Below are 16,415 nucleotides of genomic sequence, written 5' to 3'. Positions count from 1 at the left end.
CGCGGTTCGATCACCACGAGGAACGGTGGGCGATCACGCCGCCAGGGTGAACGCGTCGTCGTCACGCATCCGGATGGTGCGACGAAGCGGGATCGTGACTCGTGCCGCGTGCTCGGTCGCGGTCGGGCGGCGGTGGGCGGTCGGTCCGGTCGTCGGGATCCGCAGGGCGATGCGGCCGGCGCGCGGAGCACGGACGGCGGGGCGGGTGACGCCGACGGGGTCGGTGAGCCGGCTGCGTTCCGACTCCGTCGTGCGCGCGGTGATCGGGCTGCGGCGGGCGGGGCGCACGGCGCGAGCGAGACGGTGACGACGGCGCGGCTGCACGACGCGGGTGGCGGGCACCTCGGACACGGCGGCGGTCTCCCGCTTCGCCTCGACGTCGACGTGTTCCGTAGCGACGGCGTCAGACAGTTCGGCCTGCGTGCGCAGGACGCGCGGGAGTGAGACGAGCCAGCATCCGACGACCGAGAAGGCGGTGAACTCGAAGAGCGCGAGCGTGATGAAGCCGGCGGTGAGCACGACGATGCCGGTGGCCAGCACGATCACGAACACGAGCGTGAAGCGGCGGAACACGCGAGGCAGACCGGGCAGGCCGAGGCTCCACGCGACGAGGGAGAGGAAGGACAGGCCGAGGGTGGAGGCGGCGAGGTCGTGCATGACCACGCTGACCGGAATCGGGATGAGACCCACGACCGTCATCGCCAGGCCGGCGGTGATGAGCGACCCGCGCAGTCCGCGGCGCGTGTGGCGGCCGGTGGTGGCGGGCAGGGTCATACCGATCACGACACCGTAGACGGCGAGGAGTGAGCCCGAGACGATCACGGTGGTGTTGAAGGTGCGCGCGGAGAAATCGCCGACCGTACCCAGCTGCGAGAAGTGCAGCGTCCACCAGGTGGTTTCCTTGGTGGTGAGGATCGCCGTCACGACACCGATCGCGAGAACTGCCATCGCCATGCTCCCGAAACGGTGAGCAGAGTGAAGGCGCGCCCGAGACGTCATCGTTTCGGCGAGCGTCGGTGAGACGGGTTTGAGTCGTTCCGGCGCGTCGAAGGCGGCGAGGGCGGCAGAGGTCATGAGACAACATTATTGAAATGCCTGCGCGGAAATGTACGTCTTGCGCTAATTCCATGTTATGAATTCGTGTCCTGGTGGCTCCCAGGTATCTCCCGGTAGTGTTGGTCGGTCGGCTCTGGACACTGCGATGATCTGTTCGCGGGCGGTGTGTGAAGTCCTTGGGGCCGATGATGGGCGCCGACCCGGCGTGCATGACCATCATCGAAATGGCCCCGGTTGACCGGGTGATCCGTCATGAGCGGAAGCTGTTTCTCGTGCGATCACTGGCGAAAGGCATCACCATGCCCAAGAACAAGAAACCGCAGGGCGGACGCCCCGCGAAGAACTTCGAACCCCGATACGGAGCGAAGACCTCCTACCAGGACCGCAAGCGTCGTCCCGGCGAGTCCTCTTCGGGCACGACGGGCAGCCGGAGCCCCGGTCACCGCGGCTACCGCGCGGCGGAGGAGGGCTCGACCCCCAAGCGTCGTTGGACCGCTCAGGAGAGGGTCGCCCGAGATGAAGCCCGCGGCATACGCAGCCGTGCCGGGAATGATCGACCCTCGCGTGAGGATCGCCCGCGCCGTGACGACCGTGCCGGTGGGTACCGCGAGGACCGCCCGCGCCGTGACGACCGTGCCGGTGGCTACGACCGACGGAACCGCGACGACCGCGCCGGCGGCTACGAGCGCCGTGACGAGCGTCCGCGCCGTGACGAGCGTGCGGGCGGATACGGCCGTGACGAGCGTGCCGGTGGGTACGACCGTTCGCGCCGCGATGACCGCTCCGGCGGGCACGACCGTCGACAGCAGGGCGACCGCTCCGATCGTCCGCGCCGCGACGACCGCGCCGGTGGGAATCGCGGCGATCGCACCCGCCGTGATGATCGCGCCGGGGGGTACGACCGTCCGCGCCAGGATGACCGGCGGTACGACCGTCCGCGTCAGAGCGACCGTGATGAGCGCTCGCGTCGGGACGACCGCGCCTTCGAGCGTCCGCGTCGGGACGACCGTGACGCCCGCGCCTTCGAGCGTCCGCGTCGGGACGACCGTCCGCGTCGGGACGACCGGGGGTACGACCGCCCGCGCCGGGAGGGAGCACCGTCGCGCGACGCGGCGCGCGATGCTCATGTCGACGTCGTGCACGAGCGGCTGCAGGCCGAAGCGATCCAGGCCGACAACATCGCCGACGCGACGTTCGCCGATCTCGGTCTCGGCCAGAACATCGTCACGCGACTGACCGAACTCGGCGCCGAGAAGCCCTTCCCCATCCAGGCCGCCACGGTTGCCCCGATCCTCGAGGGTCGCGACGTGCTCGCGCGCGGCCGCACCGGTTCGGGCAAGACGATCGCCTTCGGCGCTCCGCTCGTGGAGTCGGTGCTGCGCTCGCAGGCGGGCACCCGGCGTGAATTCGGTCGCGCGCCGAAGGCCCTCATCATGGCTCCGACGCGCGAACTCGCGCTGCAGATCGACCGCACGGTGCAGACGCTCGCGCGGAGCGTGGGCCTGTTCACCACGCAGATCTACGGCGGCGTCCCGCAGGCGCGTCAGGTCGGTGCGCTGAAGAAGGGTGTCGACATCGTCATCGGCACCCCGGGCCGCATCGAGGATCTCGAGCGCCAGGGCAAGCTCGACCTGTCCCAGGTGCAGATCGCGGTCCTCGACGAGGCCGATCACATGTGCGAGCTGGGATTCCTGGAGCCGGTGCAGCGCATCCTGCGTCTGACGGCGGGCGACAGCCAGAAGCTCCTGTTCAGCGCCACGCTCGACCGCGAGGTCGCCGCGCTGGTCGACGAGTTCCTGGTGGAGCCCGCCGTCTACGAGGTCGCGGGCGAAGACCAGGACTCGGGCACGATCGACCACCGCGTGCTGGTCGTCGACCACCGCGACAAGGCCGAGATCCTGCGCTCCCTCGTCGACCGCGAGGGCAAGACGCTGGTGTTCGCGCGCACGCGCGCCTACACCGAGATGCTCGCCGAGCAGTTCGAAGACGCGGGCATCGCCGCGCTCGCACTGCACGGCGACCTCAACCAGTCCAAGCGCACGCGGAACCTCGAGAAGCTCACCTCGGGTCGCGTGAAGGTGCTGGTGGCGACCGACGTTGCCGCGCGCGGCATCCACGTCGACGACATCGACCTCGTCGTGCAGGCCGACGCACCCGACGAGTACAAGACGTACCTGCACCGCTCGGGCCGCACCGGCCGTGCCGGCCGCGAGGGCAGGGTGGTCACGCTCGTGACCCGCCAGCGTCGCCGTCGGATGACGGAGCTGCTCGACCGTGCCGAGATCGAGGCGCCGTTCGAGGACGTGCGTCCCGACGACGACCTTCTCGAGGAGATCTCGGGCCGTCAGGCCGCCGACGTCGCCAGCTGATCCGCGACGCGGGCGACCCCGCGGGCGGGTCGCCCGCGTCAGAAGAGCATCGCGGGGGCGTCGGGGGCCGTGCGGCGCGCGGCCACGCGCCCCCGTGAGGTGACGACGATCGGGGGAGGCGATGCGGCCAGGCCGGGCACCGGCATCCGTCGATCCGGCCGGTCGTCTTCGACCGTGCCGTTCAGCCCGTGTGCGCGCAGCAGCGGCTGCACGCGCTTGGCGAGCCATGAGCGATAGCCCTTGGGCGCGTACGCGGACACCCCCGGATAGAGCCCCAGGTACGATGACACCAGCTCCGGGTGGTCGCGCTCGAGCCAGGACATGAACCACGCCTTCGCGCCCGGACGCAGATGCAGGGCGCCGTAGACGACGCGAGCGGCCCCGGCCTCTTTGATGCGCCGCAGCGCGTCGTCGAGCGCGGCGATGGAGTCGGTGAGGTGCGGCAGGATCGGCATCAGGAAGACGGTCACATCGAATCCCGCGTCGGTCGCGGCGCGCACGGTGTCGAGTCGGGCAGCGGTCGTGGGCGTTCCCGGCTCCACCGCCTTCTGGAGATGGTCGTCGAACACGGCGATCGACATGGCGAGGGTCACTCTCACCTCACGAGAAGCTTCCGCGAGCATCGGCAGGTCGCGCCGCAGCATCGTGCCCTTGGTGAGGATCGAGAACGGGGTGCCGGAATCGGCGAGGGCGGACACGATGCCCGGCATGAGGCGGTAGCGGCCCTCGGCTCGCTGATACGGATCGGTGTTGGTGCCCAGCATCACCGGGTCGTGGTGCCAGTTGCCGCGGGCGAGCTCGCGGCGGAGCACCTCGGCGACGTTCACCTTGACGACCACCTGGGTGTCGAAGTCGCGTCCGGCGTCGAGGTCGAGATACTCATGGGTTCCGCGGGCGAAGCAGTACGAGCAGGCATGACTGCAGCCCCGGTACGGGTTGACGGTCCAGTCGAAGGGCATCGACGAGCCGCCCGGAACGTGGTTCAGCGCGGACTTCGCCATGACCTCGTGGAACGTGACGCCCGAGAACTCGGGTGTCGTGACGGACTGCACGAGTCCGTCGAGGTGCTCCAGACCCGGCAGTGCCGCCGTGTCGGCCACTCCGAGTTCCTGTCCCCGCCAACGCATGTGTCCATGGGAACAAAGCTTCGAACGAATGTCAACCATCGGACGGCAAGGATCGAAGGGTGGCGGAGTCGCGGGTCATGACGTCGAGATCGTGCACGTGATGAACGACAATGAGGAGGTGGCGGACCCCGACCCGCCCGAATCTCCGGGCGCACCCCTCACTCGTCGCGCATTGCGCGAGAGAGTGGTGGCCTCGCGCCCCGGGGCAGGCGCGCCGGGCGACGGCACCGGCGTCGTCCCCGGATCGTCTCCGGCACATGCCCGTCGCCGACGGGCAGGGCGCATCGCGACCGTCTTCGCCGTCGTGGGCACGGCCGCCCTCGTGTTCGGCTCCGCCGTCGCGGTGACCGCTGCCGTGACGGCCCCGCCGCTCGTAGACGCACCGGCCAGTGTCGCGAACGGCGACCTGGACGTGTCGGTGCAGGGGTCGCAGAGCGAGCCGCTCCCCCCGGTGACGGAATCGCTGCCGTCTCCGGTCGTCGCTCCCGAGGTCACCGGCGACGACATCTGCGCATCCGCCGACCTCACCGCGGCCCTCGATGCCCGCGACACCGCCGCGGCCGTCGCCGCCGCCGGTGGAGCCGAGTCGTTCCGCTCGGCCGTCGCAGCCGGCACGGCGCCCTGCGTGCGCCTCGACGACCCGACGTTCGAGTGGGTCGTGGTCAACAAGTCCCGGCCCTACGACCCGGTGGACTATCGTCCCGCCGACCTCGTCGCGCCCGACGGTGTGCGCAACATCCCGGGCACCGCGCTGCGTTCTGCGGTCTCTTCCGCCCTGTCGGCGCTCGTCGCGGACGCCGCAGCCGATGGAGCGGGCGAGATCGCACTCCTCAGCGGCTTCCGCTCCTACGACACCCAGGTCGACACCTACTCGTCGCACGTCAACGCGCGCGGCACGGACGGCGCCGACGAGATCAGCGCCCGCCCCGGACACAGTGAGCACCAAGCGGGGCTCGCCGCCGACGTGGTGGCGTGCGGTGCCGGCGGATGCGGGGACCTCGACGATCTGGCCGGCACGGCTCAGGGCGACTGGGTCGCCGAGCATGCCTGGGAGTACGGCTTCATCGTGCGATACGAGGAAGGCTTTACGGGCGTGACCGGGTATGTGCCCGAGCCCTGGCACCTGCGGTACGTCGGAACCGACCTCGCCCGGCACTATCACGAGGGCGGCTGGCACACCCTCGAGAGCTTCTTCGGCCTCCCTGCCGCGCCCGACTACGACAGTTGACGGCATCCGACAAATAGCGACACCGAGTGCCGGGGATCGAGGGACCCGATCTCACAGCGCTCGCGCCCCGCCGCCGACGTCGGAACTAGGATGACGCCCGGGGAGACCCGCACCTGCAGCCACTCGAGGAGGAGATCCGCATGGAACGCGACATCTACGACGAGGATCACGAGGCCTTCCGCGACGTCGTCAAGGAATTCATCAAGCGCCATGTCACCAACGATGTGCGCGAGAAGTGGGACGCCGAGGGCGAGGTCGACCGCGGGACGATGCTCGCCGCGGGTGAGGCGGGATTGATCGGCCTGTCCGTGCCGGAGGAGTTCGGCGGGGCGGGCATGCTGCAGGACTACCGCTTCCGCGCGATCGTGAACGAAGAGGTCATCGCCGCCGGGGCGGGGTCGCTCGCGGGGGCGTTCGGCATCCAGGATGACCTGGCGGTGCCGTACCTGGTGCACATGGGCACGCAGGAGCAGAAGGAGAAGTACCTGCCACGCATGGCCACCGGGGAGATCATCGGTGCGCTCGCGATGACCGAGCCCGGCGCGGGGAGCGACCTGCGCGGCATCTCGACGACGGCGAAGAAGGTCGACGGCGGCTACGTCGTCAACGGGGCGAAGACCTTCATCTCGTCGGGGGCGAGCGCCGACCTCGTCGTCACATTCGTGAAGACCGGCGAGGGAAACCGTCCCGACGCGTTCAGCCTGCTCCTGATCGAGACCGCGTCCGAGGGGTTCGACCACGGCAAGAAGCTGCACAAGATGGGCTTCCACGGTCATGACACCGCGGAGCTGTCGTTCTCGGATGTGTTCGTGCCCGAGGAGAACCTCATCAGCGGCCGCGAGGGGCAGGGCTTCGTGCAGCTGATGATGAACCTTCCGCTGGAGCGCCTGTCGATCGGGGTCGCGGCTGCTGCGGCGGCGGGCGCCGCGCTCGATTGGACGGTCGCGTACACGAAGGAGCGCGAGGCCTTCGGCCAGCGGGTCATCGACTTCCAGAACACGCGCTTCCAGCTCGCCGACATCGCCGCGACGGTGGACGCACTGTGGGCGTACATCGACCGTGCCATGCGCGCCTACGGCGAGGGCGAGCTGTCGGCCGAAGAGGCGGCGAAGGTGAAGTTCTGGACGACCGAGCGCGAGTGGGATGTGCTCGACACGTGCGTGCAGCTGCACGGCGGCTACGGCTACATCACCGAGTACCCCATCGCCCGCGCCTTCCTCGACGCCCGCGTGCACCGCATCTACGGCGGCACGAACGAGATCATGCGCGAGATCGTCGGCCGTCAGCTCGCCGGCAAGAAGTAACTGCGGAACGGGGATGAGACGCGGTCGGTAGGCTCGCAGGATGAGCGCACCCGGATCTGACGACGGGCGCCCCGGCGGACGAGGCAGCTACGCGAAGGGCATCGCGCGGCGGCAGGAGATCCTCGACCGCGCGATCGAGGTCTTCGCCGAGCGCGGATCCAAGCGCACGAGCCTGCGCGCGATCGCGAGCGAGGTCGGCGTCACGCACGCCGCCCTGACCCACTACTTCGGTTCGCTCGACGAGCTCCTGGTGGCGGTGTACGTGGAGTCGGGACGCCGCTCCGACGCGCGCGAGGAGCCCGCCGAGGAGTCGACGCCCGCCGCGACCATGCGCCGCTCCGCGCAGCAGAACCGGAGCATTCCCGGCCTCGTGCAGCTGTACTCGTCGCTGGTCGCGGCGGCGCTCGAAGACGGGCACCCCGCTCCGCAGGAGTTCATCACCACACGATTCGCGCGACTGCGCCGCGAGATGGCGCTGCGGGTGTCGCGTCTGCAGGACGACGGCGTCATCCGCCCCGATGTCGATCCCGCCCTCGTCGCGGCCCTCGTGATCGCCGCATCGGACGGCCTGCAGGTGCAGTGGCTCCTCGACCCCGACGTGGATCACGAGGGCGCGCTGGCGATGCTCGACACGCTCCTGTCGCCGCGCGGCGCCTGAGCGGTCGCCTCAGAGGGTCGCGACGAACGGGTCGAAGTCGTCCGAAAGCAGCGGAACGGGCGCGACCGAGCTGGAGACCGCCTCGGTCACGCCCGACTCCGCGGACTCCTGAGCCGACAGCAGCACATCCAGCACGTGCAAGCCGAGCTCTCCCGAGGCCACGTGGGGGCGGCCCGCGGCGATGGCGCGCACCATGTCCAGCGCCCCGAGGCCGCGTCCGACGGTGAGATCGGGGTGGGGGATGTCGATCCACTCCTGTTCCGTCTTCATCCCGTCGCGCAGCACACCGAGGGGCTCGACGTACGCGATGCGCCCCTCGAACCGGTTCGGGTCGGGAAGGACGATCGAGCCCTCGGTGCCGTGGATCTCGACGACGCCGTGACGCTCGAGGGCGGAGTCGAAGCTCAGCAGGCTCTGCGCCTGCTGTCCCGACGCGAACGCGGTCGCGATCTGAATCGTCGAGGGCACCTCGACGGGGAATCGCTCGCCCGCGCGCGGTCCGGTGTGGATCTCGCGCTCCGCACGGGCCTTCGTGCCGACGGCCGAGACCCGGTCGACGGAGCCGAACAGGCTCACCAGGGCCGAGAAGTAGTAGGGACCCATGTCGAGCAGCGGGCCCGCGCCGTGGGCGAACAGGAAGCCCGGGTTCGGATGCCACAGGTCGGGGCCCTGCGTCTGGAAGGCGGTCTGGGCGAAGAGCGGCCGACCGATCAGGCCCTCCTCGATGGCGCGGCGAGCGGCCTGGAATCCCGGGCCGAGCAGGGTGTCGGGGGCCGACCCCACGCGCACGCCCGCGGCCTCGGCCTCCTGCAGCAGCAGCGCGGCGGCCTCCCGGTCCAGCCCCAGCGGCTTCTCGGACCAGACATGCTTGCCGGCAGCCACGGCGGCGCGGGAGATGTCGACGTGTACGGCGGGGATCGTGAGGTTCACCACGAGGTCCACGCCGCGATGCGCGAGCACGTCTTCGGCGCTCCCGTGCCCCGGGATGCCGTACTTCTCGGCCTGCGCGCGGGCGCGCTCGAGATCCAGGTCGCCGAGGATCAGCACCTCGGTGTCGGGGAAGGCGCCCAGATTCTCGAGGTAGGTGTCGCTGATGACGCCGACCCCGATGATGCCGATGCCGACCGCGCTCATCGGACGAACCCGCCCTCGGTGAGGAACGCGAGGCTGGCGGCGATGTCGTCGAACACGTCGCCGGGTGCGTGGTCGTACTCGATGACGGCGTACTCCAGGCCGTGCGCGGCGCGCAGCGCGTCGGCGAGGGGAACGTCGGCCGTGCCGGCGTGACGCTGATCCAGGCTTGACGACGCGAACTCCGGCGCGCCGGGCGCCCAGGGGTTGGATGCGGGGACGACGCCGTCCTTCACGTGCACCGCGACGAGGCGCTCGCCGAGGCGGTCGACGAGCGAGACGATGTCCTGCCCGCCGGTGAGGGCCCAGAACAGATCGAGTTCGAGCGCGACCCGGGGGTCGGTCTGTGCGACGAAGTACTCGTAGGCGCTCTGCCCGTCGATGTCTGCCACGAACTCCTGTGCGTGGTTGTGGTAGCCGACCGAGAGGCCGAATCCCGCGGCGGTGTCGGCGAGAGCGTTGAGGCGGTCGGCGATGTCGGTGACGCCGTCGCGGGTGCGCCAGCGGTCAGCGGCGACGAACGGGTCGATGACGGTCTTCACGCCGATCGTGGCTGCCGCTTCGAAGACCACCTCGGGTGCGGGAGTCGGGATCGAGCCGTCCGGCGTCCAGAGCTCGTCGGACAGCAGCGGAGCGTGACCCGTGGGAGAGGCGAGCCCCGACGCGTCGAGGGCGGCGCGGACCTCAGCGGGTCGGCGCACGAAGTCGAAAGCCTCGACGTTCCGCAGTCCGAGGGCGGCCAACCGGTCGAGCGAGCCTCCCATGTCGGCGGAGAACTGCTCGGCGAGCGTATAGAGCTGAATCGAGGCGAGCGGCAGGGCCACGGTGACCGTCCTTTCCGTCACCGGGCGGTGTCGACGACGGTGACGACGATGAGGATAACAGAAAAACCTCCATCCGGAGGTTTCTGATCGACCGGTCACCGTGCCGACGGGCGATGGGCGGAACATGAGACGATTCCCGCGATGGACAGCGATACCCGTGGCGAGCTGCACCGCCTCCGCGCGCGAGCCTACGGGCACGCCGCCGACATCCACGATGATCCGGTCGCACTCGCCCGGCTGCAGGAGCTCGAGGAGCTTCACGCGAGTTCCTCGCCGATGCATGAGTCCGAGATCGATTCTGAACCCGTGCCTGAGCGGGATGCCGCCGTGTCCCGCGGTGCGGAGACCGCGGCCGCCGTCGTACCGCCGTCGACGGGAGCGGCCGATGACCGGGGCGAGCTCTCCGAGGCGTCGGAACCGGAGCAGCGGGCACGCACACGGCGCGACCGGCGTCGACCGCGAACGCCGCGCCGGGATCGCCTGATCTGGGCGGCATCCGTTCTCATCGCCGGGAGCGCGTCGGCGGCGATCACCTACGGAGCGGTCGCGATCACTCCGGTGCCGGTCTCATCCGGAGCCCCGCAGATCGACGATCTCGAACCGGCCGACGTCGCACTGCCCGCCGGTTGGATGGGCGCGGGGCCGAGTTCGGCGGTGTTCGAGTTCTCCGGACTGACGGCGTTCGAGACGGCGAGCGGCATGGGATGGAGCAGCGGGACCGGCGAGTGCCTGATGATCGTGCGCGACGACCAGATCCCCGCCGACGACGAGGCCGACGGCGGGTCGTACTCCTTCGAGGGGCCGGTGTACTCGGGGTGCCGCGTCGGCGTGTTCCCGGCGACCGTCGAGGTCCCCCTCGATTCGAACGCGCCGGAGGAGCTCGCCGCACGGTTCCCCGACGGTGTCGCCCTGCAGTTCGTGCTTGACGAGGATCGGCTGGGCGTCTACCTCGACGGCGAATGAACCTGCTTGCGACGTCTCAGTGCTGCCCGGCGGGACCCGCGCCGCGGCCCATGCCGCGCGATGCCAGGCCGCGCCGGCGCGCGAGCTTCGCGACTCCCGCCTTGCGCAGGCGGTCGCCGATGACGACCCCCAGGCCCGCGCCGATCAGACACGAGGCCATCGTCAGGGCGAAGAACGCGATCTGCAGGCCCGGTGCCAGCGACCCGAGGTCGAACGACGCCCAGGACAGCAGCGGGTACACGATGCCGACGACGACCGCGCCGGCGAGGTACTGCCACGTCTTCCAGGATCGGTAGAGCACGGCGAGGAACGGCAGCTCGATGAAGAACGCCCACCACAGGCTCGCGCCGAGGAACGGGAAGGCGACGAGCCCCGACAGCAGCCCGACCAGGATCGCGGTTCCCGGGCGCTCGAGCAGGCGCATGCCGACCGCCGCCGGCAGCAGCCACAGCCCGGCGCCGGCCACCGAGAAGAAGGGCGCCACGGCGAAGACGGCGCTCGAGATCCATCCGGCACCCCACAGCAGCACGCCGCCGGCGACCCCGATCGCCGCGCAGGTGAGCAGGTAGACGGTCGAGACGCGGCTCATTCGTGCGCTTCCGCTGCCGACGCGAGCTGCGCCTTGGGGGTGGGTGAGGATGCGCCGACGCGCCAGTATCCGCAGAAGCTCACGAGATCCTTGTCGAGGCCGCGGTCACCGACCAGATGCCGGCGCGCATCGGTCGGCAGCGCCTGCTCGCCGACGACGTATGCGTGGAACGGCGCAGCGAGGTCGCTCTCGGGCAGCGTGCGCAGGGCCGACAGGGCGAGGGTGCCCGGCTTCTCGTCGCCCTCGCGCACGATCCACCGCACGTCTATGCCGGCCGGATGCGGGAACGACAGCGCATCGTCCTCGCCCGGGATCTCGATGAGCGCGATCCCGGTCGCGTGGGCGGGCAACGACGCGCACACGCCGGCGACGGCGGGAAGCCCCGTCTCGTCGGCGGCCAGCAGCACGCGCTCCGTGCCGCGCTCGGGGTTGAAGGCGAGGCCCTCGTCGATGATCACCACGCTCTCGCCCGGCTCGCAGGTCTCCGCCCACCGTGAAGCGGGTCCGGCGGTGCCGTCGGCCGCCGAGCCGTGCAGCACGAAGTCGACGTCGATCTCGGCGCCTGCCGTCGCGGTCGCCGCACGATAGGCGCGCACGGTGTAGTTGCGCATGACCGGGCGCATACCGTCGGGAATCCGCAGGTAACGCAGATACCCGAACAGCTTGTTGGCCTTGGCGGGGATGCGCTCCAGGCCGTCGTTGCCGCCGAGCGGCAGGAAGATGCGGAACCACTGGTCGTAGCCCATCGGCGTGAACCGGTCGATCTCGGCACCACCGAGCGTCACGCGCACCCAGTGCGGCGAGAGCCGCGCGGTGCGCAGCACGGTGAGGCGGATGAGGTCCTGCGAGGCGGGCTTGACGAGGCGGCCGGCGCGGGCCATGGAATGCTCCGTTCGGTCGGGGCGCTCAGGCGAGCGTCCAGGGCGAGGTGGTGGCGAACACGGCGGTGGACACCGCGAGGAAGGCGAGCACGAAGACGATGTCGCGGGCGCGGAACGGCACGAGATGCCGCTCGGTGCGATCCGGATACGCGCCGAAGGCGCGGGCATCCATCGCCAGAGCGACCCGCTCGGCGTGCCGGATGGCCCCCGCCAGAAGCGGCACGATGTAGCCCGCCCAGCGGTGCACGGCGGCGATCGGCCCGCGGCCGCCGTGGCTGCCCCGCACGCGATGCGCCTGGCGTATGATCTCCAGTTCGTAGCCGAACCGCGGCACGAAGCGGAACGCGGCCAGCGCGGTGTATCCGATGCGATACGGCACCCGGAGCTGCTGCACGCCCGCACGCACGAGATCCGGGCCCGTCGTCGAGAGGCCGACGATCAGCGCGAGGGAAACGATCGCGGCGACCCGGGCGCCGGTGGCCAGTCCCACCAGCATCGCGCCGCCGTACATCGTCCAGCCGCCGATCTGCCACAGGACCACGCTCTGATCCACGCCCGACGCGTCGGTCCAGATCGCGAACCCGACGCCCATCACGAGCGCCGCGACCGGAACGAGCACGAGGAGTGCGACCAGCCGCCGCGTGAACCGCACGCCGATCAGCAACACGATCGCGGTGAGGGCCACGAACGCCAGCGGGGTGGCGAGATCGCGCACGAAGACGAGCAGCACCATCGCCGGCACGGGTGCCAGGAGCTTCGCGAGCGGATTGATGCCGTAGAGGAACCGCACCGGCGACGCGGGGCGAAGCGCGGCGTACGGGTCGACCTGCACCGCACCGGTCTGCGCCTGCGGGATCGTGAGCGGCTCGGTCACCTCTCACCCCCGGGCAGGTCGGCAAGCCGGGCCACCCCGGCGAGGTCCGGGTGCGACGCGAGGCCGTGGAGGGCGCGACGCAGCGACGGCATCCGGAGCCCGGTGCGCTCGAGGAGCGCGTCGTCGGCGAACACGTCGGCGGTGGCGCCGTCGGCGGCGATGCGGCCGGCGTCGACGACGACCATCCGTTCGGCGTGCTCAGCGACCAGCTGCATGTCGTGCGTCACGACGAGGATCGTCGTGCCGTCCGCGCGCAGCTCGGCGAGCAGGCGCAGCAGCTCGTCCGCACGGGCGCGGTCCTGGCCGAAGGTGGGCTCGTCGAGGGCGAGCACGGGGGCACCGCCGATGAGCGCCGTGCCCACCGACAGGCGCCGCTTCTGTCCGCCCGAGAGCAGGAACGGATGCGCATCCGCTCGCTCGCTCAATCCGAACCGGGCGAGCATCTCGTCGACGCGTTCCCGAACCGCCGCTTCGTCCACGCCCGTTCGGCGCAGGCCGTGCGCGAGCTCGTCGTAGACGGTGTGGGCGATGAACTGGTGCTCGGGGTTCTGGAACACGAACCCGATCCGGGAGGACAGCCGCCGCGGGTCGACGCGCGCGATGTCGGCGCCGTCGACGCTCACCGATCGGCGGGGCGGGCGGATGACGCCGGCGATCGCCTGCACGAGCGTGGTCTTGCCGGCGCCGTTCGCGCCGACGATCGCGACGAACTCGCCGCGTCGCACCTCCAGGTCGACGCCGTGGAGCACGTCGGTGCGGCCGCGTCGCACCTCGAGGCCGCGCACGCGCACCACCGGATCCCCCGTGGCGCGCGTCGCGGCGGGAGCGGATGCCTCGCGCGGCGCGGCGACCGGCGGGGTCGCCTCGAGGGCATCGCGAAGTTCCGCGGGCGTCAGGGGAAGGGGGGCGAGCGCGTAGCCCGCGCGGCGCAGGCGCAGCGCCGCGAGCGCGGAATGGGGGAGCCACACCCCGAGGCGGTGCAGCTCGTCGGCGCGGCGGCGCAGCACGTCGTCGACGTGACCGTCAGCGAGGAGGCGCCCTGCCGCATCCAGCACCACGACGCGATCGACGAAGCCGATGGCGGCGTCGAGGTTGTGCTCGACCAGCACGATCGCCCGGTCGCCGGCCGCGACGAGGTCGCCGAGGGCCGCGTAGACCTCGTCGATGCCGCGCGGATCGAGGTTCGCGGTGGGTTCGTCGAGCACGAGCAGCGGCGAGCCCATCGCCAGCGCGCACGCGATCGCCAGGCGCTGACGTCCGCCGCCGGAGAGCCGGTCGGGGTTCTCCCGGCGCCGGTCCCACAGGCCGACGCGGCGCAGGGCCGCCTCCGCGCGGGCGAGCACCTCGGCGACCGGGAGCTTCAGGTTCTCGGGTCCGAACGCCACCTCGTCGAGGAGTGTTCCGGTGACCAGCTGCGCATCCGGGTCCTGGAACACCATGCCCACCCGCGTGCTGAGCGCGGCCACCGTGGTCGCGGAGGTGTCGACCCCCTCGATGCGCACGGTGCCGTCGACGCTTGCCGGCAGCGCGTGCGGGATGAGGCCGTTCAGCGCCAGCGCGAGGGTCGACTTTCCCGACCCGCTCGGACCGAGCAGCAGCACGACCTCGCCCGGGGACACGTCGAACGTGACCGACGCCGGCGTCGCGACGCGCGCCTCGTCGTGCGTGATCGCGACCTCGTCCAGGTGCGCGAGCGGCTGGCCGACGACCTGTCGGACCGCCGGCGCGGCGGACCGGTCGCTGTCGGCACGGACCACGGGCATCCCCTTCGGGATTCGGGACGTCTTCGACCGCTGCACGGCGAAGTGAGGTCTTCCTAACTTAGCTCACCCTCATCCCCTCCCGCTGGGTGCCGGCCGGGCTGGCGCGCGCGAGCGGCCCGTCCCGCGTGAGCGGCCGTCGCGCGCGAGCGGCCGTCGCGCGCGAGCGGCCGTCGCGCGTTCCCGACGTCGGAGATTCGGCCCGATGTCGGAGAGATCTGCCCGAATCCTCCGACATCGGCGCGATTCTCCGACATCGGCGGGGCTGGATGCAGGTGGCCGGGTGGGGTGCGGGTCGGGTGCGAGCTGGGGCTGGATGCAGGTGCCGGGCGGCGTGAGGGAGGGGCAGGTCAGGGGGTGGGGTGGTCGTGGCGGCGGCGTGGCACGCGAGTGGGCACCGACTCCGCCGCGAGCGGGTCGGTGGATGCGCGCTGCCGCGCCCAGCGGTGATACCGGCGGATGAACGGCACCGACGTGAGGGCGTGAAGGGTGATGCTGAGCGCGATCGTGGTCACGATCGTCGGGATGACGACCTCGTCGTCGGGGACCCCCTCGCCGATCGCGATGAGGAGGAACACGAGCGAGGCGAGCCCGCGGGGTCCGAACCAGCCGATGAAGGCCACCGTGGGCAGTCCGACATGCCGGCCGGCGAGCGCGAGGGCGACCGGCAGCATCCGCACGACCGTCAGACTGAGCACCGCGTACAGCGCCACCTGCCAGGTGATCAACGGGAGCGCCAGTGTGACCGCGACGGCTCCGAAGATCACCCAGGTCGCCGCGGCGAGGAGGTCGCCGGCGCTCTCGGTGAACACGCCGACCTCGGTGCGGGGCGATCCGACGATGCGCCCGAAGGTGAGGCCGCCCACGAACGCCGCGATGAAGCCGCTGCCCCCGAGCGCTTCGGCGATCGCGAGCGCGAGGATGGCGGCGACCAGCGGCAGGATCTGCCGCCACCGGCCGTCGATCCACCCCTTGGCCGAGGCGAGGCGGAACAGCGCCCCGCCCGCGACGCCCGCGATCACGCCCGCGAGAAGTCCCCATCCGATCTGCTCGGCGATGCTCACCGCGACGGCGGACGGGATGCTCGACTCCAGCTCGGCGTTGGCCACCGACACCGCGACGAGGAACAGGGGTACGGCGATCCCGTCGTTCAGTCCGCTCTCCACGTCGAGTGCCTGACGCACCCGGGGCGGGACCGCGCTGTCCTCCACCACGCGCTGGCCGAGCGCGGCATCCGTCGGCGCCAGCATCACGGCGATCATGATCACCGAGATCACCGCGATCTGCGGGAAGAGCGCGAGGCCCACGCCGATGCCGGCGAGCACGGTCAGCGGCAGGCCGACCAGGAGCAGGCGGCTCGGCCACTCGAGCTGGCGGCGCAGCGCCCGCAGATCGATGCGCATCGCGTCGCTGAACAGCAGCAGCACGAGGGCGATCTCGGCGACGCGTTCGGCCCCGGACGGATCGATGTCCAGATCGAAGGCCGAGGGCAGGGTGAGCCCGGTGACGACCCCGGCGACAGCCAGGAACAGAGCCGCCGTCACGCCGCGCTTCTGCAGCGGCCCCGACAGCGCGCTCCACACGGCCAGGGCCACGAGCACGACGAGCACGGCGATCACCCTCGGACGCTATCGGACCTCGCGGCGCCCGG

General features: G+C 71.1%; 14 protein-coding genes. 5 read left to right on the top strand and 9 right to left on the bottom strand.

All coding sequences use genetic code 11. From position 1 onward, the window contains the following. Positions 1-33 precede the first annotated feature (33 nt). Positions 34-1,074 carry a DUF998 domain-containing protein gene (locus ACGG9C_RS09485; protein WP_194384332.1) on the bottom strand — a complete coding sequence of 347 codons (1,041 nt, stop codon included), beginning with the start codon at positions 1,072-1,074 and terminating at the stop codon, positions 34-36. A gap of 281 nt (positions 1,075-1,355) precedes the next feature. Between ACGG9C_RS09485 and ACGG9C_RS09480 the strand changes: the two genes are divergently transcribed. Beyond that, positions 1,356-3,425, top strand: a complete 2,070-nt coding sequence (locus ACGG9C_RS09480) for a DEAD/DEAH box helicase (RefSeq protein ID WP_194385394.1) — start codon at positions 1,356-1,358, stop codon at positions 3,423-3,425. A gap of 38 nt (positions 3,426-3,463) precedes the next feature. Here the strand turns inward: ACGG9C_RS09480 and ACGG9C_RS09475 are convergent, their stop codons facing one another. Further along, a complete protein-coding gene (locus ACGG9C_RS09475; protein WP_194384333.1) occupies positions 3,464-4,552 on the bottom strand; it encodes an Rv2578c family radical SAM protein in 1,089 nt (362 codons plus the stop codon). A 28-nt stretch (positions 4,553-4,580) separates the two neighbouring features. Here ACGG9C_RS09475 and ACGG9C_RS09470 point away from each other — a divergent pair, with 28 nt between their 5' ends. From ACGG9C_RS09470 to ACGG9C_RS09460, 3 genes are all read left to right on the top strand, one after another. Next, positions 4,581-5,780: a M15 family metallopeptidase gene (locus ACGG9C_RS09470; protein ID WP_228480897.1), complete on the top strand. Its 1,200-nt coding sequence runs from the start codon at positions 4,581-4,583 to the stop codon at positions 5,778-5,780. A 140-nt stretch (positions 5,781-5,920) separates the two neighbouring features. Continuing rightward, on the top strand, positions 5,921-7,084 hold the full coding sequence (locus ACGG9C_RS09465) for an acyl-CoA dehydrogenase family protein (RefSeq protein WP_194384334.1): 1,164 nt from the start codon (positions 5,921-5,923) through the stop codon (positions 7,082-7,084). A gap of 40 nt (positions 7,085-7,124) precedes the next feature. After that, entirely contained in the window at positions 7,125-7,742 is a 618-nt protein-coding gene (locus ACGG9C_RS09460) for a TetR/AcrR family transcriptional regulator (protein ID WP_194384335.1), read from the top strand. Between the two features lie 9 nt (positions 7,743-7,751). Here ACGG9C_RS09460 and ACGG9C_RS09455 read toward each other — a convergent pair whose 3' ends face one another. Both ACGG9C_RS09455 and ACGG9C_RS09450 read right to left on the bottom strand, forming a co-directional pair. After that, the gene (locus ACGG9C_RS09455; RefSeq protein WP_194384336.1) at positions 7,752-8,876 is read right to left on the bottom strand and encodes a Gfo/Idh/MocA family protein; all 1,125 of its coding nucleotides are present in this window, start codon (positions 8,874-8,876) and stop codon (positions 7,752-7,754) included. Then, complete coding sequence (locus ACGG9C_RS09450; RefSeq protein ID WP_194384337.1) at positions 8,873-9,697, bottom strand: sugar phosphate isomerase/epimerase; 825 nt, start codon at positions 9,695-9,697, stop codon at positions 8,873-8,875. The genes ACGG9C_RS09455 and ACGG9C_RS09450 overlap by 4 nt, the downstream gene beginning before the upstream one ends. A 141-nt stretch (positions 9,698-9,838) precedes the next feature. Between ACGG9C_RS09450 and ACGG9C_RS09445 the strand changes: the two genes are divergently transcribed. Beyond that, the gene (locus ACGG9C_RS09445; protein WP_194384338.1) at positions 9,839-10,660 is read left to right on the top strand and encodes a hypothetical protein; all 822 of its coding nucleotides are present in this window, start codon (positions 9,839-9,841) and stop codon (positions 10,658-10,660) included. A 16-nt stretch (positions 10,661-10,676) separates the two neighbouring features. Here the strand turns inward: ACGG9C_RS09445 and ACGG9C_RS09440 are convergent, their stop codons facing one another. The 5 genes from ACGG9C_RS09440 to ACGG9C_RS09420 form a co-directional block, all read right to left on the bottom strand. Then, the gene (locus tag ACGG9C_RS09440; RefSeq protein ID WP_194384339.1) at positions 10,677-11,249 is read right to left on the bottom strand and encodes an ECF transporter S component; all 573 of its coding nucleotides are present in this window, start codon (positions 11,247-11,249) and stop codon (positions 10,677-10,679) included. Beyond that, complete coding sequence (locus ACGG9C_RS09435; protein ID WP_194384340.1) at positions 11,246-12,130, bottom strand: siderophore-interacting protein; 885 nt, start codon at positions 12,128-12,130, stop codon at positions 11,246-11,248. The genes ACGG9C_RS09440 and ACGG9C_RS09435 overlap by 4 nt, the downstream gene beginning before the upstream one ends. Positions 12,131-12,155: 25 nt before the next feature. Then, the gene (locus tag ACGG9C_RS09430; protein ID WP_390178590.1) at positions 12,156-13,004 is read right to left on the bottom strand and encodes an energy-coupling factor transporter transmembrane component T; all 849 of its coding nucleotides are present in this window, start codon (positions 13,002-13,004) and stop codon (positions 12,156-12,158) included. Further along, a complete protein-coding gene (locus ACGG9C_RS09425) occupies positions 13,001-14,767 on the bottom strand; it encodes an energy-coupling factor transporter ATPase (protein ID WP_194384341.1) in 1,767 nt (588 codons plus the stop codon). Before ACGG9C_RS09425 ends, ACGG9C_RS09430 begins: the two co-directional genes overlap by 4 nt. A 347-nt stretch (positions 14,768-15,114) precedes the next feature. Further along, the gene (locus ACGG9C_RS09420; RefSeq protein ID WP_194384342.1) at positions 15,115-16,383 is read right to left on the bottom strand and encodes a sodium:proton antiporter; all 1,269 of its coding nucleotides are present in this window, start codon (positions 16,381-16,383) and stop codon (positions 15,115-15,117) included. Positions 16,384-16,415 lie beyond the last annotated feature (32 nt).

It is taken from the genome of Microbacterium sp. MTN4-26, assembly GCF_042846595.1.
GTDB classification, from domain to species: domain Bacteria; phylum Actinomycetota; class Actinomycetes; order Actinomycetales; family Microbacteriaceae; genus Microbacterium; species Microbacterium luteum.
The sequence above is the reverse complement of the archived record's forward strand: the minus strand, read 5'-3'. Positions and strand labels throughout refer to the sequence as shown.

What these genes read in the sequence shown, in the direction of transcription:
- ACGG9C_RS09485 (WP_194384332.1), bottom strand. Translation starts at nt 1,074, where the DNA reads ATGACCTCTGCCGCCCTCGCCGCCTTCGACGCGCCGGAACGACTCAAA.
- ACGG9C_RS09480 (WP_194385394.1), top strand. Translation starts at nt 1,356, where the DNA reads ATGCCCAAGAACAAGAAACCGCAGGGCGGACGCCCCGCGAAGAACTTC.
- ACGG9C_RS09475 (WP_194384333.1), bottom strand. Translation starts at nt 4,552, where the DNA reads ATGCGTTGGCGGGGACAGGAACTCGGAGTGGCCGACACGGCGGCACTG.
- ACGG9C_RS09470 (WP_228480897.1), top strand. Translation starts at nt 4,581, where the DNA reads ATGTCAACCATCGGACGGCAAGGATCGAAGGGTGGCGGAGTCGCGGGT.
- ACGG9C_RS09465 (WP_194384334.1), top strand. Translation starts at nt 5,921, where the DNA reads ATGGAACGCGACATCTACGACGAGGATCACGAGGCCTTCCGCGACGTC.
- ACGG9C_RS09460 (WP_194384335.1), top strand. Translation starts at nt 7,125, where the DNA reads ATGAGCGCACCCGGATCTGACGACGGGCGCCCCGGCGGACGAGGCAGC.
- ACGG9C_RS09455 (WP_194384336.1), bottom strand. Translation starts at nt 8,876, where the DNA reads ATGAGCGCGGTCGGCATCGGCATCATCGGGGTCGGCGTCATCAGCGAC.
- ACGG9C_RS09445 (WP_194384338.1), top strand. Translation starts at nt 9,839, where the DNA reads ATGGACAGCGATACCCGTGGCGAGCTGCACCGCCTCCGCGCGCGAGCC.
- ACGG9C_RS09440 (WP_194384339.1), bottom strand. Translation starts at nt 11,249, where the DNA reads ATGAGCCGCGTCTCGACCGTCTACCTGCTCACCTGCGCGGCGATCGGG.
- ACGG9C_RS09435 (WP_194384340.1), bottom strand. Translation starts at nt 12,130, where the DNA reads ATGGCCCGCGCCGGCCGCCTCGTCAAGCCCGCCTCGCAGGACCTCATC.
- ACGG9C_RS09425 (WP_194384341.1), bottom strand. Translation starts at nt 14,767, where the DNA reads ATGCCCGTGGTCCGTGCCGACAGCGACCGGTCCGCCGCGCCGGCGGTC.